The sequence below is a fragment of the Variovorax sp. 679 genome (genome assembly GCF_003952185.1).
GTDB lineage: Bacteria > Pseudomonadota > Gammaproteobacteria > Burkholderiales > Burkholderiaceae_C > Variovorax.
The window spans coordinates 12,445-27,981 of record NZ_RXFS01000026.1 but is presented as its reverse complement, the minus strand read 5'-3'; the positions used below and the strand labels follow the sequence as shown (position 1 = coordinate 27,981).

Annotated in this window: 16 protein-coding genes; 11 read left to right on the top strand and 5 right to left on the bottom strand. The window is 63.0% G+C overall.

The features are described 5' to 3' along the window. Positions 1-219: 219 nt before the first annotated feature. The 5 genes from EJO71_RS33940 to EJO71_RS33915 form a co-directional block, all read right to left on the bottom strand. Entirely contained in the window at positions 220-426 is a 207-nt protein-coding gene (locus tag EJO71_RS33940; protein ID WP_125953031.1) for an antitoxin VbhA family protein, read from the bottom strand. Between the two features lie 318 nt (positions 427-744). After that, the gene (locus EJO71_RS33930; protein WP_125953029.1) at positions 745-1,116 is read right to left on the bottom strand and encodes a hypothetical protein; all 372 of its coding nucleotides are present in this window, start codon (positions 1,114-1,116) and stop codon (positions 745-747) included. A 57-nt stretch (positions 1,117-1,173) separates the two neighbouring features. After that, positions 1,174-1,437, bottom strand: a complete 264-nt coding sequence (locus EJO71_RS33925) for a hypothetical protein (protein ID WP_125953028.1) — start codon at positions 1,435-1,437, stop codon at positions 1,174-1,176. 379 nt (positions 1,438-1,816) lie between these two features. Beyond that, on the bottom strand, positions 1,817-2,356 hold the full coding sequence (locus EJO71_RS33920) for a hypothetical protein (RefSeq protein ID WP_125953027.1): 540 nt from the start codon (positions 2,354-2,356) through the stop codon (positions 1,817-1,819). 221 nt (positions 2,357-2,577) lie between these two features. Then, positions 2,578-3,624 (bottom strand): DNA-binding protein, encoded by a 1,047-nt coding sequence (locus EJO71_RS33915; protein WP_125953026.1) that lies wholly within the window; start codon positions 3,622-3,624, stop codon positions 2,578-2,580. Between the two features lie 114 nt (positions 3,625-3,738). On the opposite strand from EJO71_RS33915, the gene EJO71_RS33910 reads away from it, so the two are divergent. From EJO71_RS33910 to EJO71_RS33855, 11 genes are all read left to right on the top strand, one after another. Continuing rightward, complete coding sequence (locus tag EJO71_RS33910; RefSeq protein WP_125953025.1) at positions 3,739-4,908, top strand: tyrosine-type recombinase/integrase; 1,170 nt, start codon at positions 3,739-3,741, stop codon at positions 4,906-4,908. Between the two features lie 427 nt (positions 4,909-5,335). Further along, entirely contained in the window at positions 5,336-5,785 is a 450-nt protein-coding gene (locus EJO71_RS33900; RefSeq protein ID WP_125953024.1) for a hypothetical protein, read from the top strand. Between the two features lie 133 nt (positions 5,786-5,918). Beyond that, entirely contained in the window at positions 5,919-6,275 is a 357-nt protein-coding gene (locus EJO71_RS33895; protein WP_164546975.1) for a copper-binding protein, read from the top strand. 347 nt (positions 6,276-6,622) lie between these two features. Next, entirely contained in the window at positions 6,623-7,051 is a 429-nt protein-coding gene (locus EJO71_RS33890) for a hypothetical protein (protein WP_137860840.1), read from the top strand. A gap of 134 nt (positions 7,052-7,185) precedes the next feature. After that, positions 7,186-8,505, top strand: a complete 1,320-nt coding sequence (locus tag EJO71_RS33885) for a TolC family protein (protein WP_125953022.1) — start codon at positions 7,186-7,188, stop codon at positions 8,503-8,505. 25 nt (positions 8,506-8,530) lie between these two features. Then, positions 8,531-10,138, top strand: coding sequence for an efflux RND transporter periplasmic adaptor subunit (locus EJO71_RS33880; RefSeq protein ID WP_125953021.1), 1,608 nt, complete (start codon positions 8,531-8,533; stop codon positions 10,136-10,138). Then, positions 10,135-13,305 (top strand): efflux RND transporter permease subunit, encoded by a 3,171-nt coding sequence (locus EJO71_RS33875; protein WP_125953020.1) that lies wholly within the window; start codon positions 10,135-10,137, stop codon positions 13,303-13,305. The genes EJO71_RS33880 and EJO71_RS33875 overlap by 4 nt, the downstream gene beginning before the upstream one ends. Before the next feature lie 430 nt (positions 13,306-13,735). Then, on the top strand, positions 13,736-14,050 hold the full coding sequence (locus EJO71_RS33870) for a hypothetical protein (RefSeq protein WP_240651610.1): 315 nt from the start codon (positions 13,736-13,738) through the stop codon (positions 14,048-14,050). After that, positions 14,047-14,505, top strand: coding sequence for a DUF411 domain-containing protein (locus EJO71_RS33865; protein WP_116267005.1), 459 nt, complete (start codon positions 14,047-14,049; stop codon positions 14,503-14,505). The genes EJO71_RS33870 and EJO71_RS33865 overlap by 4 nt, the downstream gene beginning before the upstream one ends. Positions 14,506-14,516: 11 nt before the next feature. After that, on the top strand, positions 14,517-14,984 hold the full coding sequence (locus EJO71_RS33860) for a copper-binding protein (RefSeq protein WP_164546974.1): 468 nt from the start codon (positions 14,517-14,519) through the stop codon (positions 14,982-14,984). 82 nt (positions 14,985-15,066) lie between these two features. Then, positions 15,067-15,435 carry a copper-binding protein gene (locus tag EJO71_RS33855; RefSeq protein WP_125953018.1) on the top strand — a complete coding sequence of 123 codons (369 nt, stop codon included), beginning with the start codon at positions 15,067-15,069 and terminating at the stop codon, positions 15,433-15,435. Positions 15,436-15,537 lie beyond the last annotated feature (102 nt).

Below are 15,537 nucleotides of genomic sequence, written 5' to 3'. Positions count from 1 at the left end.
GTTGATTTCCACTGAATCCTGACCCCGGTTTTTCATTTCAACTTGACCCCACCCTTGGTGGAGTAGCCGGGCTACTCGGTTGTGGATAAGAGGGCAAGCCAGGATACGGCCAGTTTTAGCTCATAAGCCTCGAAGTAATTAAAGGCGACTTGCTTATGCGATAAGCTGCCGGCCGGTCACGCGGAATCGGCCCCCTATCGCTAGCACACGGGACCCGCTCTATGTCTCGGGGTGCTCGGGCAGCTCTACCCCATCTCGATCGCTCGCCCTGGCCGCGCTGGCGCGAATGGCTTGGCCATACGTCATCGTGCCCTCGACCACCGCCGCGACGTCCTCCAGAAATCGAGGTGTTGGTTCGTGGCCCGCAATGCGCGTGGTGGCAAGTGCTTGGGCCATGGCATCGCAACGTTCTTGCGTCGTGCTCACGACTGCACCTCAACCCCAATGGGAGGCCAGGCCATCACCTCTCCACCGTGCAGCTGTGGATCGAGCCGAGCAAGCAGGTTCTCCAGCGTGTGTCCCTCCCGCCGCGGCTGGGAAGAAACGTCGCGCGCTCGCGGCCGCGAAGCTTGATGCGGAACCTTCTGTGGTCTTGCCTTCTTGGTCATGCCCATGATTTTCCCCCTAGAAATGGCCGCGACGCTAGTTGCGCTGTCATCGTGACTTGACAGGCCGTGATGCGGCCTGGGAGCGGGATGCCGTGGTCAGAGAGGCCTTGCTTAGACAACTGCGCGAACTAGACCATCAGGATTGATCCCAGGCGTCGATGGTCAGTACCTGATCGGGCGGACAAGCTGCGATCTTGTCTTGATGGAAGATCACGTTGCCCTTCCAGTTCGCCGGCATGACGTAGTTGTCTCCGATGATCGGGGGACCTCGGTGTGCAGGCGGACCGCCGGCAAGCAGCGGCAGCACATCAACCGCTTTGGCGGTGTAGCGGTTCGGGTAGCCGCTGAAGGACAACTGGCTGGCTTTGCCCGCCTTGACGAGTTGATGCAGCCACTCGATTCCGCCTGGTCCAACCTCCCAATTCGCCAGCACTGCCGGCTTGGTATCGATTGCCCGGTCGCGGTCCTCGGGCGTCTGAGCCGCCACAACTATCCACCAGCCGATCATTGCTTGCTTCCTCGTTATCGATCTATCTCACAGGCGTGATTGCTCTGGCTCGACTTGTCAGATACCGGTGTCGACTGCGGCTTTGACACTGTCGTGGCTGCGTGTTTCGGCCAGAAGCGCCGTGACCTGGAGAAGCTTGTCACTGGGCTGTGCGGTGACCTCCCCCGACCAAGCCTCGATGCCGACGAGAAACTCGTTCTCCTTGATCAGTCCCTTTTGCTCAAGATGCGCTCGGAAATCAACTCGGTCGTGGCCGTCGGCCTGCGCCGTGCCTTTGAAATCGCCGTACTGAACACTTGCATGGAAGTTTTCCGTTGTCATGTCCGCTCCTCATTTTGGAGCGGCAAGCATAAGACGGAAGGGCCTGGTGAGTTCAAGAAATCGTGCCGGCGCCCATTCTTGAATCTCTGCGCAGGATGCCGTCGGCGAACGGCGATGGAAGCGCCGGCGAGGAGATCCGGGCGGCCTTCGGCCTTGCGTGAGACACTGAAGGGAATCGGACAAAGAAAAAGGGCCCGAAGGCCCTTTCCTTGATAACCGTTGCCAGTCATCGCTGCGAGGCTCTGTTACCCCTGCTGGTGTGCAGGACCTGGATCACTCCAGGCAGCTAGTTCGTATACGCACTCGCTCTCGAACTGTCTTTGAAGGCCCAATGATAACAGCTGCTGACGGGACCGTCAATTAGCGGCATCAGGCGGGGCTAGCTGCGCCCCTTGGGCTTCTTCGGCGAGAACACCTCCGCCTTTTCGCCCACCAGCGCCTTGAAACGCCAGCTTTGAGCGTTGGGACTGTGCTTCAGCGGACTCAGGTATGCGCTTTTGACGAACATTTCCACTGCGGGCGACGGCGATTTTCGGGCCTTCTCGAGACTGAAGAAGATTGAGTAAGGCTGCAGTCCGGTGATATGCGGCAGCACGATTTGCGCGACGTAGGTATAGCTCCTGTCGGCACGATAGATCGTCCCGCTCAACATCGCGTGAATCACTTGGGGCAGCTGCAGGGAGCATTGATAGCGCTCGACGTCGAAAGCCCGCTCTTCACCGAGATGTCTGTAGCGATGGTGCCCGCCATGCTTCTCGGGATCGAATTCTTCGGTGAAACAGTGGCAGCCGAACGTGACTCGGACCGGGATGCGAATCGGCTCCTGCTGGACCACGAGCTCGACCGGGAGCGTCATCTGTGCGAGATGGGGAAAGGTGTAGACCTGTCCCTCGAATGTCTTGTTGGCGAAATCGCTCACTGCCTGGAGGCCTGTTGTTGCTCGTGTTGTGCCTCGATTCTGACGGAGGGCTCGGATCCGTGCGTCAACCGCACGCGCGCAGTGCGAGACAGTGTGCGATCTACTCTCGCAGCGCTTGAGGCGGCGACCACCACTCCTCCTTTGTGGCGTTATTCAGTTGGCTTCTGCCCGGGAAGCAACAACCGCCTCCGGGCGGTTTTTGGTGGTGACAGCCAAGAGCGTCATCGAGCCTTGCGTGCGCTGGCCTTGGAGGTCTTCGAAGCAGCGGCTTCCTGCTGCGGCGCTTGGTGTATTGGCGACAGTTGCTCCAGTAGCGAGCGCAGCGTTTGCACTTCAGCGCGATATTGCAAGGCTTCCTGCTGGCTTGCTGCATGTTGTTCGCGCGCGGCCTGAAGCTCGGTAGCCAAGTTTCGGTTGCTGGCCGTCAGTTCTCGTTGCGAATCCTCAGCCACATCGGCCCTGACCTGCAGTCGCGTGACGACGTCGGCCTGAGCCAGCATGCTCTCGCGATGACGGCCCTCGGTCTGTGCCAATTGGCCGCGCAGCGCCTCGAGCTGCTTGTCGGCCTTGATCCGGGCCTGACGCTCCTGGTCGATCTCCAGCAGCGCGCGCCGCTCGGCGGCATCCGACCGACTGTTCGCGACGTCGACGGCCTCTCGTGCCTTGGACAGTTCGGCGCTGAAATCCGCCCGCACTCGCTCCTGCTGACTACGCGCCTCTTCGAGATGGCGCTGCAGCTCCTGCAGCCTGGCCATGGCGCCGGCATGGGCGCGCCGCTCTGCCTCCAGGTCCGTTTGCCGTTGCTGGAGCGATTCCTGGACCGAGCTCAGTTGCTGACGTAGGGTGTCGGCGCTGGCCAGCGCCTCCTCTGCGGCCTGGCGGGCCCGGGTTTCCTCGCCCTGGGCTTGCTCGACCGCGGCCTGATCCTCCAGGCGCAGCACCGCGAGCTCGTGGCGCGCGGCGGCCGTGGCCTGCCGCCACAACTCGGCGATGGCTTCGGCCGCCGTCGCCTTGAGTTCGGACGGCAGATCCGGATGATCGATTTCGACGCGTGCCTTGCCGCGCAGGTCTTCCCAGAACTTGGCCAGCGCCTCCGCCGGTGCGCTCATCGAGCCCTTGCGCACGAACTGGTACAGCTTGCTTGCCGTGGGCGTGATGCCATAGCGAAAGAACAGCAACGCGCAAACCTCGCGATAGAGGTCTTTCGTTTCCGTAAATCGCCCCCTGAGGGCTTCGATGTCACTCTGGAGTTCGGTTTCGGTGTTCATGAATAAATAATACAACGTAATACGTTGAATTTATTGATGTAATTCCAAATCTATGGACATAAGTAATCTAATGTCCATAATCTGGCGATGCTCTCCTTTTGCGCGTAGCTCCGCATGAATGCTCTCGTCAGCCTGGATCAGATGATGGTGCCGGCCCACCTGGATGGCAGCCGTGGCCGCAATCGCGCCAGCTCCAGATCGCAGTTGGCCGCGGTCGATGACCGCTCGGCTGTTCTGGCCTGGCTGGCCCGCTACGCCGATTCACCCGCCACGCTCGCCAGCTACCGCAAGGAGGCCGAGCGCCTCCTGCTGTGGTGCATCCTGCAGCGCGGCGCGGCCCTCTCGGACCTCACGCACGAAGATCTGCTGCTCTACCAGCGCTTCCTCGGGGACCCGCAGCCGGCCGAGCGCTGGGTCATGGCGCCAGGCCAGAAGCCGGGACGCAATTCCCCGCGCTGGCGGCCCTTCGCCGGCCCGCTGGGGCCTTCGAGCCTTCGCCAGGCGCTGTCGATCCTCAATGCCATGTTTTCATGGCTCGTGGAGGCGGGGCACTTGGCCGGCAATCCGCTGGCGCTGAGCCGGCGCAAGCGCCGGCAGGCAGCACCTCGTGTGAGCCGTTTTCTGCCGCAGGAGCACTGGGACTTGGTGAAGGCCGCGATCGAAGCAATGCCAATCGGCAGCGAACGCGAAAGGCTGCACGCTTCGCGCTGCCGATGGCTGTTTTCACTGCTCTACATCGGTGGACTGCGCGTGTCCGAGATCAGCGACGCCCGCATGGGCGGATTCTTCAGTCGGCGTGGCACCGATGGGCGCGAGCGCTGGTGGCTCGAGATCACCGGTAAAGGCAGCAAAACCCGCCTGGTGCCGGCCACCGGCGAATTGATGTCCGAGTTGATGCGCTACCGCAAAGCCCATGCCTTGAGCCCGCTTCCACTGGAGGGCGAAGACGCACCACTGGTGATGACGCTGATCGCCCCGATCAAGCCGATGGCACGAAGCGCCATTCACGAGCTCGTCAAGGGGGTGATGCACGCCGCTGCGGCTGCGCTGCGGCAGCGTGGTCCTGACTTCGACGCTGCGGCCACCCACCTCGAGCAGGCATCGACGCACTGGATTCGGCACACGGCCGGAAGCCACCTGAGCGAAAAGGTCGACCTGAAGGTGGTTCGCGACAACCTGGGTCACGCCAACATCAGCACGACCAGCATCTACTTGCATACCGAAGACGATGCCCGTCACGACGCGACGGCGGCCGGGCATCGGGTTGGCTGGCGCACGCCGTAAAGCTTCAGCCTCGTCGATCGTGAACGCTCCTACAGCCGCGTACTGACACTGCCAGATGCGGAGCCCGACAACCACCCCACAGTGGCAGAACCGCGTGAGCTCGCCCAGTGGGCAGAGGGGGGGACTTCACCCGTCCGTCGGGTCAGGCGGCCCACGCAGGGCAAGACGCTCGTGGTCAGTTCAACACCATCAGATCAACCTCAGTTTCGTTCGCCCAAGTTCATCGCCCTTCGGCCGATACTGTGCTTGGGAACGCGCGAACGGCGACCAAGACCGATACCGTTTTGATGACGAAACCGTAATCATTCGGTCAGAGCGATGGTTGAGCCGCCTTCATACAGTCCATTGCACCGAAAGAAATGAACCGCGACACCGTCGGGCTCACCTCGGCCGGAGACTCAACCGCATTCTCACCAAAGGACCCGAAATGAAGCGCTCTCTCAAAACTCCCGCGGCACTTGCCATTCTCCTGACGGCGATTGCTGGCCCCGCCTTCGCCGGAAACTATGCGGAGGGAGACCCCCGGCCTGCGCCGCTGACTGCCTCCACCAGTCGTGCGGCCGTCATGGCCGATACGCAGCGCTGGCTCCAGACCGCGCCGGACCAGGGCTACCCCCAAGGCAATCCGCGGGCGGTCGTCAGCGTCTCGAGCAACAGCCGCGCGGTGGTGCAAGCGGACACGATGATTTGGATGCGATCTGGCCTGGCAGCCGCGCAATTGGGCGAGGCCGGCGCCGACATCTCGCGACCTGTCTACCAACGAGCTGCGGCAGACTACGCACAGCGTCGCGCCGGTCCCGGGTTCGCCGCGCTGGTGGAAGACATCAAGCACAAGGGTGTTCCGGCCACCACCGGGTTCGTCCGCAAGCTCAACTGAGCACCTGATACAAGGTCACCATCGCAGCGATCGACCGCAGCAGCGCACTCTGGTCGCATTTGGCCCTCAGCGGGCGTGCACAAGAGCTGATCGCATGCGCTGCCACCGGCAAAACGATCAAAGATTCACACGTATGACATACGCTGCTCGCTCTTCAATAGTGATGATGATTCTTGCTATTGGCATTCACGAGGCAGGCGCTGCGCCTGTCGATGCCAACATGCAAGCATCACAGGCGACAAGTTTGCACGTCAGACCGAACGGTAGCGGACCCTATTCATCCGGACAGGTCCAGCGCATCGATTGGGACCAAGGCAAAGTGCTGATCGCACATGGCCCCATCGAGAACCTCGGCATGCCCAGCATGACCATGCTCTTTCGCGTGTCAGAGCGCTCGCAACTCAAAAACCTGAACACCGGTGACAAGGTTCAGTTCAGGGCGGAAAAGACCAACGGCACGCTGTTCATCGTGGAGATCGTGCGGCAATAGTCCGTAACCATGTCCAAGGCATATGGAGGCCGCAATGGCACTCGGAGTGGCGCATGGCCCAGGCGGCCAGACCATTTGACAATTGCAAAGTCCCAGCATAATGATCGCGTCGATCAAACATGTCGTTTCAACCAAGAGTTCATCGTGACAACCTGCGCCTGCGCCCCCTGCAAAGTCGCTGACGCTTCCGGCGTTGGCGCGGGAGGCGTCGTGGTCGCAGCTGTCGCTGCGCTGCGTGCGGGGCATGCAGGCGACTCGAGCGAACGACACGACAACCTGCGCAATCACCGCGCCGGCGTACGGAGATGAGAACGTTGCGTTCGCTCCGGCGTCCGGTCATCCACGCGATGATCGGTGTTCTGCTGTTTGCGCAAATGGCCATCGCGGCGTACGCTTGTCCGAACGCGTCCAGTGCAATGCCCGAAGGTCAAGGCACGCGCTCGCAACCGCAAGCAATGGTTGCACCCACCGGTGCGGATCATTCGGAAAAAGTCAGTCCGACCATGGCGCCCAATGCAGCGCAAGCCATGCCGGCGGACTTTGGTCAGGTTGATATAGAGGCGCCAAACCTCTGTGCTGAACACTGCAAACAGGGGCAGCAAAGCGCCGACCACACCCCGAGCCCAGCCGTTGCGCCGGCGCTTCTTACAGCGCTGTATCGCGTGACGCTCTCCACAGAGACCCCCACTGCCGAGGCCGCCTACTACGCGCCCGGATTGCTCTTGCAGGCTGCGGCCCCACCGCACGCGATAGAGCACTGCTGCCTGCGAACCTGATCTCCCCCGAATAGCGAGCTGAGCCTAGGCCTGCGGCCTATGCTTGTCGCGCCGGTTTGGCTCCTTGACGCTTGCCTATGGCATGGCGACAGATGGCCGAAGAACGACGCCCCTCATTGTTTGGAGATTGGTTCATGTTTCTCAATCAAGCTGCTTTTGCACCGCGGAGCCGACCGGCGATCCGTCAATCCTTGGCGGGCGTGCTGCTCGGCATGGCGCTCAGCGCCAGCGTGCACGCTCAGACGCCAAGTCCCAGTGCTCTGGCGCTGCAGGACGCGCTGCGCATGGCACAAGACCGCTCGCAACAGTTGGTTGCCCAGGATGCCCTCGCGACGGCGTCCCGCGAAATGGCCGTCGCCGCCGGCCAGCGACCCGATCCCGTGCTGCGCGCGGGTATCAGCAATCTGCCGGTGAACGGCGAAGACCGCTTCAGCCTGACCCGCGACTTCATGACCATGCGCTCCGTGGGCGTAATGCAGGAGTTCACGCGAAGCGACAAGTTGAGCGCGCGCTCGGCGCGCTACGAGAAGGAAGCCGAGGTGGCCGACGCTGGTCGGTCCCTGGCACTGACGAAACTGCAAGCCGGTGCCGCGGCCGCCTGGCTGGATCGCTATTTTCAGGAGCGCGCGCGCGAGGTGCTGTCGCAACAGCGCAACGAGGCGCGTCTTCAGGTCGAGGCGGCAGACGCCGCCTACCGTGGAGGCAAAGGCAATCAGGCCGACGTCTTCACGGCCCGCTCGGCGGTGGCGCAAATCGAGGATCGCATCGTCCAGGCGGATCGCCAGATCGCGACCGCCACGACCGCGCTCGCGCGCTGGGTCGGCGCACCGGCCACCTCACCCTTGGGACCGCTGCCGAAGATCGACCAGATTCCCCTCACCCCTCGGGATCTGGAGTCGCGCCTGGCGCATCACCCGCAGATTCAACTGATGCTCAAGCAGGAGGAGACGGCGCAAGCCGAGGCGGAGATGGCGCGCGCCAACAAGAAGTCGGACTGGACGGTGGAGGTGATGTACAGCCAGCGCGGCTCCGCCTATTCCAACATGCTGTCGGTCAACCTGTCGGTGCCGTTGCAGTGGGACCAGAAGAATCGGCAGGACCGTGAGCTGTCCGCCAAGCTGGCCATGGTCGAGCGCATGCGCGCCGAACGCGAGGAAGCGACCCGCAGCCATGTGTCCGAGGCGATGGCGATGCTGCAGGAATGGCAAAGCGATCGCGACCGCCTGGGCCGGTACGACAACTCGCTCATTCCCTTGGCCGCCGAGCGGACACGGGCGGCGATTGCCGCCTACCGAGGCGGTGCGGCGCCCCTCTATGGCGTCCTTGAAGCGCGCCGAAACGAGATCGAGGTCCGTCTGGAGCGCATTCGCCTCGAGATGGATGCTGGGCGCCTTTGGGCACAACTGAACTACTTGATCCCCGAAGGCCATGTGGCGACCGCCACGCAGCCTTGAAGTCCTGAAAACCGGAGAAACATTCATGAAACTCAAATCCCTCGTGCTCGGACTGATGGCCGCGGGCGTGCTCGCCGGCAGCGGCTACGGGCTCTATGCGCTTGGCAAGCGCCACGGCGGCGATGGCTCGGTAGCTCCGATGGCGGCTGCATCAAACGTCGCCGGCGACAAGGTGGATCCCGCCACCGGGCGGAAGGTGCTGTATTGGCACGACCCCATGGTGCCGGGCCAGAAATTCGACAAGCCGGGCAAATCGCCCTTCATGGACATGCAGCTGGTGCCTGTCTACGCCGGTGAGTCCGGCGACGAGGGGACCGTCGCTGTCAGCCCTCGCGTGCAACAAAACCTCGGTATCCGAACCGCCGAGGTTGCACGCGGGGAGATGACGCCACGCGTGGAGGCGGCCGGCAGCATCGCGTTCAACGAAAGAGACCAAGCCTTCGTGCAAGCCCGATCGACGGGCTACGTAGAGAAGTTGTTCGTTCGCGCGACGCTGGACCCTGTGAGCAAAGGTCAGCCGCTCGCCGAACTGTACGTGCCGGACTGGGTTGCCGCGCAGGAGGAATTCCTCTCGGTGCGTCGCATGCAGGGAACCGATCTGGCCGTGCTCGTCGACGGCGCACGCCAGCGCATGCGCCAAGTAGGCATGACCGACGAGCAGATCCGCCTCGTCGAGCACGCCGGCCGGGTTCAACCGCGCATCACCTTGGTCGCGCCCACCAGTGGCGTGATCGTCGAACTGACGGCGCGCGAGGGGATGACGGTCATGCCGGGCGCAACGCTGTTCCGCATCAACGGCCTGTCGACGGTGTGGGCCAACGCCGACGTGCCGGAAAGCCAGTCCGCCTTGCTGCGTCCCGGAGCGGTCGTGGAAGCGCGCTCTCCTGCACTTCCGGGCAAGGTGTTCAAGGGCAAGGTCCAGGCCATCCTGCCGGAGGTCAATCAAGGCACACGCACTATCAAGGCCCGCGTCGAACTGGCCAACCCACAGGGGCAGCTTGCCCCCGGCATGTTTGTGAGCGTCGCGCTGAATGCCGAGGTCGAGCAAGGGCTGATGGTCCCGACCGAGGCGATCATCCAGACCGGCCGGCGCATGGTGGTCATGGTCGCCGAAGGCGACGGCAAGTTCAGGCCAGTGGACGTCGAGATCGGCAGCGAGTCCAACGGCCAGACCGAGGTCAAGCGGGGTCTTCAAGCCGGTCAAAAAGTGGTGACCTCCGGCCAATTCCTGATCGACTCCGAGGCCAGCCTCAGGGGCACTGCCACGCGCATGGAGGATGCCGGGCAAGCCGCAGGTGGTGCAGCCAGCGGTGGCGCGGCCACAGCGGCCGTCGAGCACACCGGCAAGGCCAAGGTCGAGGCCGTCGGCAAAGACACCGTTTCCTTGTCGCATGAACCGATCCCCTCGATGCAGTGGGGTGCCATGACGATGGACTTCGGCAAGCCGGCCGGCGGTGTTGCACCGGGCCTGAAGCCGGGTCAGACCGTGAACTTCGCTTTCCAGATGAGCAAGGAGGGCCTGCCGGTGCTGACGCGGATCGAACCTGCCGGCCCGGGAGCAACGCCCATGCCGATACCCGCGCCCGCCGCCAAGGACACGATGCCGATGGGATCGATGGAGAAGAAGCAATGATCGCCAAGCTGATTCGCTGGTCGATCGTCAACCGCTTCCTGGTGCTGCTGGCCACCGTCATGGTCAGCGCCTGGGGCGTGTATTCCGTGACGCGTACGCCGCTCGATGCGCTGCCGGACCTCTCGGACGTGCAGGTCATCATCCGCACCACCTATCCGGGACAGGCGCCGCAGATCGTGGAGAACCAGATCACCTATCCCCTCACGACGACGATGCTGTCGGTTCCGGGTGCAAAGACGGTCCGGGGGTTCTCATTCTTCGGCGACTCGTTCGTCTATGTGCTGTTCGAGGACGGCACCGACCTCTACTGGGCTCGTTCCCGAGTGCTGGAGTACCTGAACCAGGTGCAATCGCGCCTGCCGGCCAGCGCGAAGGCCTCGCTCGGGCCTGATGCCACCGGGGTGGGCTGGGTCTACTCGTATGCGCTGGTGGATCGCAGCGGCAACCACGACCTCTCGCAATTGCGGGCGCTGCAGGACTGGTTCCTGAAATACGAACTCAAGACCGTTGCCAATGTGGCCGAGGTTGCCTCGATCGGTGGCATGGTCAAGCAGTACCAGGTCGTGCTCGATCCGGACCGGCTGCGAGGCTACAACCTGACGCACAGCAAGGTGGTCGAGGCCATCCAAAAGGCCAACCAGGAAAGCGGTGGCTCGGTGCTCGAATTGGGCGAGGCCGAGTACATGGTGCGGGCCTCGGGCTACCTGAAGACCCTGGATGATTTCCGCAAGATTCCCCTGATGACCACCGAGGCAGGCGTCTCGGTGCGTCTGGGCGACGTGGCCCGCATCCAGATGGGGCCCGAGATGCGGCGCGGCATCGGCGAACTCGACGGAGAAGGCGAAGTTGCGGGCGGCGTCATCGTGATGCGCTCCGGCAAGAACGCATTGGAAACAATAGACGCCGTGAAGGACAAGCTCAAGAGCCTGCAGGCCAGCCTGCCCAAGGGCGTGGAGATCGTGCCGACCTACGATCGCTCGAACCTGATCGAGCGCGCGGTCGAAAACCTCTCGCACAAGCTGATCGAGGAGTTCATCGTCGTCGCGGTGGTGTGTTTCATCTTCCTGTTCCACCTGCGCTCGGCCTTCGTCGCGATTGTTTCACTGCCCATCGGAATCCTGGCCGCCTTCATCGTGATGCGCTACCAGGGTGTCAACGCCAACATCATGTCCTTGGGTGGCATTGCGATCGCGATCGGCGCCATGGTCGATGCCGCAGTGGTGATGATCGAGAACGCGCACAAGCACATCGAAAAATGGAACCATGAGCACCCCGATGAAGAACTCAAGGGCGAGACACATTGGCGCGTGATCGGTGATTCGGCAGCCGAGGTCGGACCGGCACTTTTTTTCTCGCTGCTGATCATCACGCTGTCATTCATCCCGGTGTTCACACTGGAAGCGCAGGAAGGTCGCTTGTTCTCGCCGCTGGCGTTCACCAAGACCTATGCGATGGCAGCGGCTGCAGGGTTGTCCGCGACGCTGATCCCGGTCCTCATGGGCTACTTGATCCGGGGCAAGATCCCGGATGAGAACAAGAACCCGCTGAACCGATTCTTGATCGCTGTGTACCGCCCGCTCCTGAATGCGGTGCTCAGAGCACCCAAGCTGACGATCGGCGTGGCCGCCGTGCTCCTGGTGGCCAGCCTGTGGCCGTTGCAGCACATCGGTGGCGAGTTCATGCCACCGCTGGATGAAGGCGACCTGTTGTACATGCCCTCGGCCTTGCCAGGCCTCTCGGCGGGCAAGGCGTCCCAGCTGTTGCAGCAGACCGACCGCCTGATCAAGACAGTGCCCGAAGTGGCGACCGTGTTCGGAAAGGCCGGCCGCGCCGAGTCGGCCACCGACCCCGCGCCACTGGAGATGTTCGAGACCACCATCCAGTTCAAGCCAAAGGATCAATGGCGCGCCGGCATGACCCAGGACAAGCTGGTCGAAGAGCTCGACCGCATCGTCAAGGTGCCGGGCCTGTCCAACATCTGGGTGCCGCCGATCCGCAACCGCATCGACATGCTGGCCACCGGCATCAAGAGCCCGGTCGGCGTCAAGGTGGCCGGCACCGACCTGGCGGAAATCGACCGGGTGACCGCGCAGATCGAGCGCGTCGTCAAAACCGTCCCCGGGGTCTCCTCGGCGCTGGCCGAGCGTTTGTCGGGCGGGCGGTATGTCGACGTCAAGATCGACCGGGACGCTGCAGCGCGCTTTGGGATGAACGTCGCCGACGTGCAGTCGATCATTGCGTCGGCGATCGGCGGCGAGAACATCGGCGAGACGGTCGAAGGTCTGTCCCGGTTCCCGATCAACGTGCGTTATCCGCGTGAGTATCGGGACTCGGTCGAGCGGGTGCGCCAACTCCCCATCGTGACCGACCGCGGCGCCCGCATCGTGCTGTCCGACATTGCAAAGGTCGAGGTTGTGGACGGACCACCGATGCTCAAGAGCGAGAACTCGCGCTTGTCAGGCTGGATCTATGTGGACATCCGCGGCCGCGACCTGCGTTCGGCAGTGCACGACATGCAGCGAGCGGTCACCGAGCAGGTCAAGGTGCCGCCGGGCTACTCCGTTTCCTGGTCCGGGCAGTTCGAGTTCCTCGAGCGCGCCACCGCCAAGCTCAAGATCGTTGTGCCGTTCACGCTGCTGATCATCTTCGTGCTGCTGTACCTGACCTTCAAGCGCTTCGACGAAGCCCTTCTGCTCATGGCCACCCTGCCTTTTGCGTTGGTCGGCGGGATCTGGCTGCTCTACCTGCTCGGCTACAACCTGTCGGTGGCCGGTGCGGTCGGATTCATTGCCTTGTCCGGCGTTGCCGCCGAGTTCGGTGTGATCATGCTGCTGTACCTCAAGCACGCCTGGGATGAGCGCATCGCGAGCGGCACGACAAGCAACGAAGACCTCTTGGACGCGATCCGCGAAGGCGCGGTCTTGCGCGTGCGCCCGAAAGCGATGACGGTGGCCGTGATCCTGGCGGGCCTGGTTCCGATCATGTGGGGTTCCGGCACAGGCTCGGAGGTGATGCAACGCATCGCTGCGCCGATGGTGGGTGGCATGGTGACAGCGCCTTTGCTGTCCATGTTCGTGATCCCGGCCGTCTACTTCTTGATCCGCAAGAAGCGCGAGCGGCGTGCCGCGAAGCCCGGTTTCTGGAGAAAAGGCCATGTGGCCGAGTGACTCCCGTGGTCATCGGCTTGCCTGCGTTGCCGTTGGCGCGTGTCTGCTTCTCGTGCTCTTCTCGGGCGGTAGCCAGGCATCCACAGGACGCGTCGCCGACGAGCGGCCAATGGTGGCGCCGGCGACGGCACCGGGAACGGAGGGGGCACTGCACCCGATGCCGAAGGCATTGGACGACATGCCTTGTGCGCAGTGCTACGCCGCCCCCGGACCGGCGGCGGATGGCGTCAGCGCAGAGAGCGGGCTGCGGGAAACCACGGCGCGGCAGGAGCGCACGACTTCGGTTGACGACACCACTTTGTTCAAGGATACCGGAGGCTGGCGACAGCGACTGCCTGTGCGCATCGCATTCTGCCGGTGGCTCGATTGATCAACGGCACAGGTCACAGCAACAGCCGTTTCACAGTTTGATCAATCACAGGAGTCCATCATGAAGACGATTTCATCATTGCATCGATGCCGGGGTGCAGGGCACCCCGGCATGAGAAAGCTGCTCATGTTTTCGGCCGGGACGGTGGTGTTGGGCGCAGGCCTGAGCGCCTGTGCCGGGCCCGGCTGGCGAGACGACGCCCAGAGCGCCGCGCTCAGTCCCATGGAGCAATGCGCGGCCAAACAGTTGGTCCTGCCCCTGGATCATGGTCCGCGCCCGCAGACGACGCCCTACGAGAACAAGCTGCGTCAGCAACGCTTCGATGCCGAAATGAAGGCCTGCAGGGCGGCAGCTGCAAAGGGGGTGGCTCGATGAACCCACTTCGCCGTCGTTTCAGCGCGGCGACGGCGATCGCCCTGGCCCTCCAACCAATGTGGGCCAGGGCGACTTCGCCGGCGGTTGAGGTCTGGCGGGGGCGTGGCTGCCTGTGCTGCGAGGCGTGGGTCCGGCATCTGGAACGCGGCGGTTTTGATGTCATGGTCCACGACGGCGGCAACGCAGAGGCGCGAGCTCGCCTCGGAATGCCGCTGAAGTACCGCGCGTGCCATACCGCGAGCGCTGCTGGCTATGTCCTGGAGGGACATGTGCCGCTGCGGGAGATTCAACGGCTGCTCCATGAGCGGCCTGACGCCATCGGACTCGCCGTTGCCGGCATGCCGCGCGGCTCGCCCGGGATGGATGGGCCGGCGTACCGCGGCAAGAGAGATCCATTCAATGTGCTGCTCGTTCACAAAGACGCGAGCACCACGATATACCAGTCCTACCAATGAAAGGAAACACAATGAAAACCCAACGGATGGCATTTGCCGCCGTGCTTTGCGCGGCACTTGCGCTGCCCGCTCTGGCACAGAGTTCCATGCCGGCGCCTTCCGGCGCGGGCGGCGCAGGTGCCAGCGCATTGGCCGTCGGCACGATCAGGGGAATCGACGCCGCACAGCACATTCTGACCATCGAACACCAGGCCATTCCCCGCATGAACATGTCGGGCATGACCATGGACTTTCGACTGGACAAAAGCCTGTCGACCGAGGGTTTGAGCATCGGTCAGCCGATCGCTTTCATCCTCAGTCCGTCGAGCGACGGAATCGCCATCAACGAGGTGCAGCCCATCGGTGTCTCGGGCGCCACGCCGGGCACATCGATGCCTCAGCACAACATGCAAGGGCATGACACGTCCAGCATGAAGATGAGTGGCAAGGACAAAAAGATGATGGCCCGGTGCCACGAGATGATGATGAAGTCCAAGTGAGCACTGGACGATCTTCGCATCGCAGGCCGCCGCGCGGTCGCTTCGAGTAATTCACCCAGCCAACCTTAAACCAGGAGTCTCTATGAAAAAATCCGTACTCGTTTCCCTCGTGCTCGCCGCCGTGTTGCCCGCCGCCGTGTTGGCGCAGCAGAAGATGGACGACATGAAAGGCATGGACATGTCCAACATGAAAGACATGAACATGCCGAAGAAGGCGGGGACATCGAGCCAGGCCACTCACATGGCCGTGGGCGAAGTCAAGAGCGTCGACGCCAAGGGCCAGGTGGTCACCGTCGCGCACGAGCCGATCAAAACGCTCAGCTGGCCGGCGATGACGATGGGCTTCGTCGTCAAGGACAAGATGCTGATGGAAAAGCTCTCCGTCGGCAAGAAGGTCCAGTTCGAGTTCGTTCAGGAGGACGGCAAGTACGTCGTCACCTCGGTGAAATAAGAACAACGACGAGCCACGGCGCAACCACCTGGGCGCGCCGCGCTGACGCACAGGCGCCATGTCTGATAGCCCCTCTCGCTGCGGGAGTCAATGCCGCCGTGC

What these genes read in the sequence shown, in the direction of transcription:
- EJO71_RS33890 (WP_137860840.1), top strand. Translation starts at nt 6,623, where the DNA reads ATGATCGGTGTTCTGCTGTTTGCGCAAATGGCCATCGCGGCGTACGCT.
- EJO71_RS33875 (WP_125953020.1), top strand. Translation starts at nt 10,135, where the DNA reads ATGATCGCCAAGCTGATTCGCTGGTCGATCGTCAACCGCTTCCTGGTG.
- EJO71_RS33925 (WP_125953028.1), bottom strand. Translation starts at nt 1,437, where the DNA reads ATGACAACGGAAAACTTCCATGCAAGTGTTCAGTACGGCGATTTCAAA.
- EJO71_RS33880 (WP_125953021.1), top strand. Translation starts at nt 8,531, where the DNA reads ATGAAACTCAAATCCCTCGTGCTCGGACTGATGGCCGCGGGCGTGCTC.
- EJO71_RS33930 (WP_125953029.1), bottom strand. Translation starts at nt 1,116, where the DNA reads ATGATCGGCTGGTGGATAGTTGTGGCGGCTCAGACGCCCGAGGACCGC.
- EJO71_RS33910 (WP_125953025.1), top strand. Translation starts at nt 3,739, where the DNA reads ATGAATGCTCTCGTCAGCCTGGATCAGATGATGGTGCCGGCCCACCTG.
- EJO71_RS33870 (WP_240651610.1), top strand. Translation starts at nt 13,736, where the DNA reads ATGAAGACGATTTCATCATTGCATCGATGCCGGGGTGCAGGGCACCCC.
- EJO71_RS33895 (WP_164546975.1), top strand. Translation starts at nt 5,919, where the DNA reads ATGACATACGCTGCTCGCTCTTCAATAGTGATGATGATTCTTGCTATT.
- EJO71_RS33855 (WP_125953018.1), top strand. Translation starts at nt 15,067, where the DNA reads ATGAAAAAATCCGTACTCGTTTCCCTCGTGCTCGCCGCCGTGTTGCCC.
- EJO71_RS33885 (WP_125953022.1), top strand. Translation starts at nt 7,186, where the DNA reads ATGTTTCTCAATCAAGCTGCTTTTGCACCGCGGAGCCGACCGGCGATC.
- EJO71_RS33860 (WP_164546974.1), top strand. Translation starts at nt 14,517, where the DNA reads ATGAAAACCCAACGGATGGCATTTGCCGCCGTGCTTTGCGCGGCACTT.
- EJO71_RS33865 (WP_116267005.1), top strand. Translation starts at nt 14,047, where the DNA reads ATGAACCCACTTCGCCGTCGTTTCAGCGCGGCGACGGCGATCGCCCTG.
- EJO71_RS33915 (WP_125953026.1), bottom strand. Translation starts at nt 3,624, where the DNA reads ATGAACACCGAAACCGAACTCCAGAGTGACATCGAAGCCCTCAGGGGG.
- EJO71_RS33900 (WP_125953024.1), top strand. Translation starts at nt 5,336, where the DNA reads ATGAAGCGCTCTCTCAAAACTCCCGCGGCACTTGCCATTCTCCTGACG.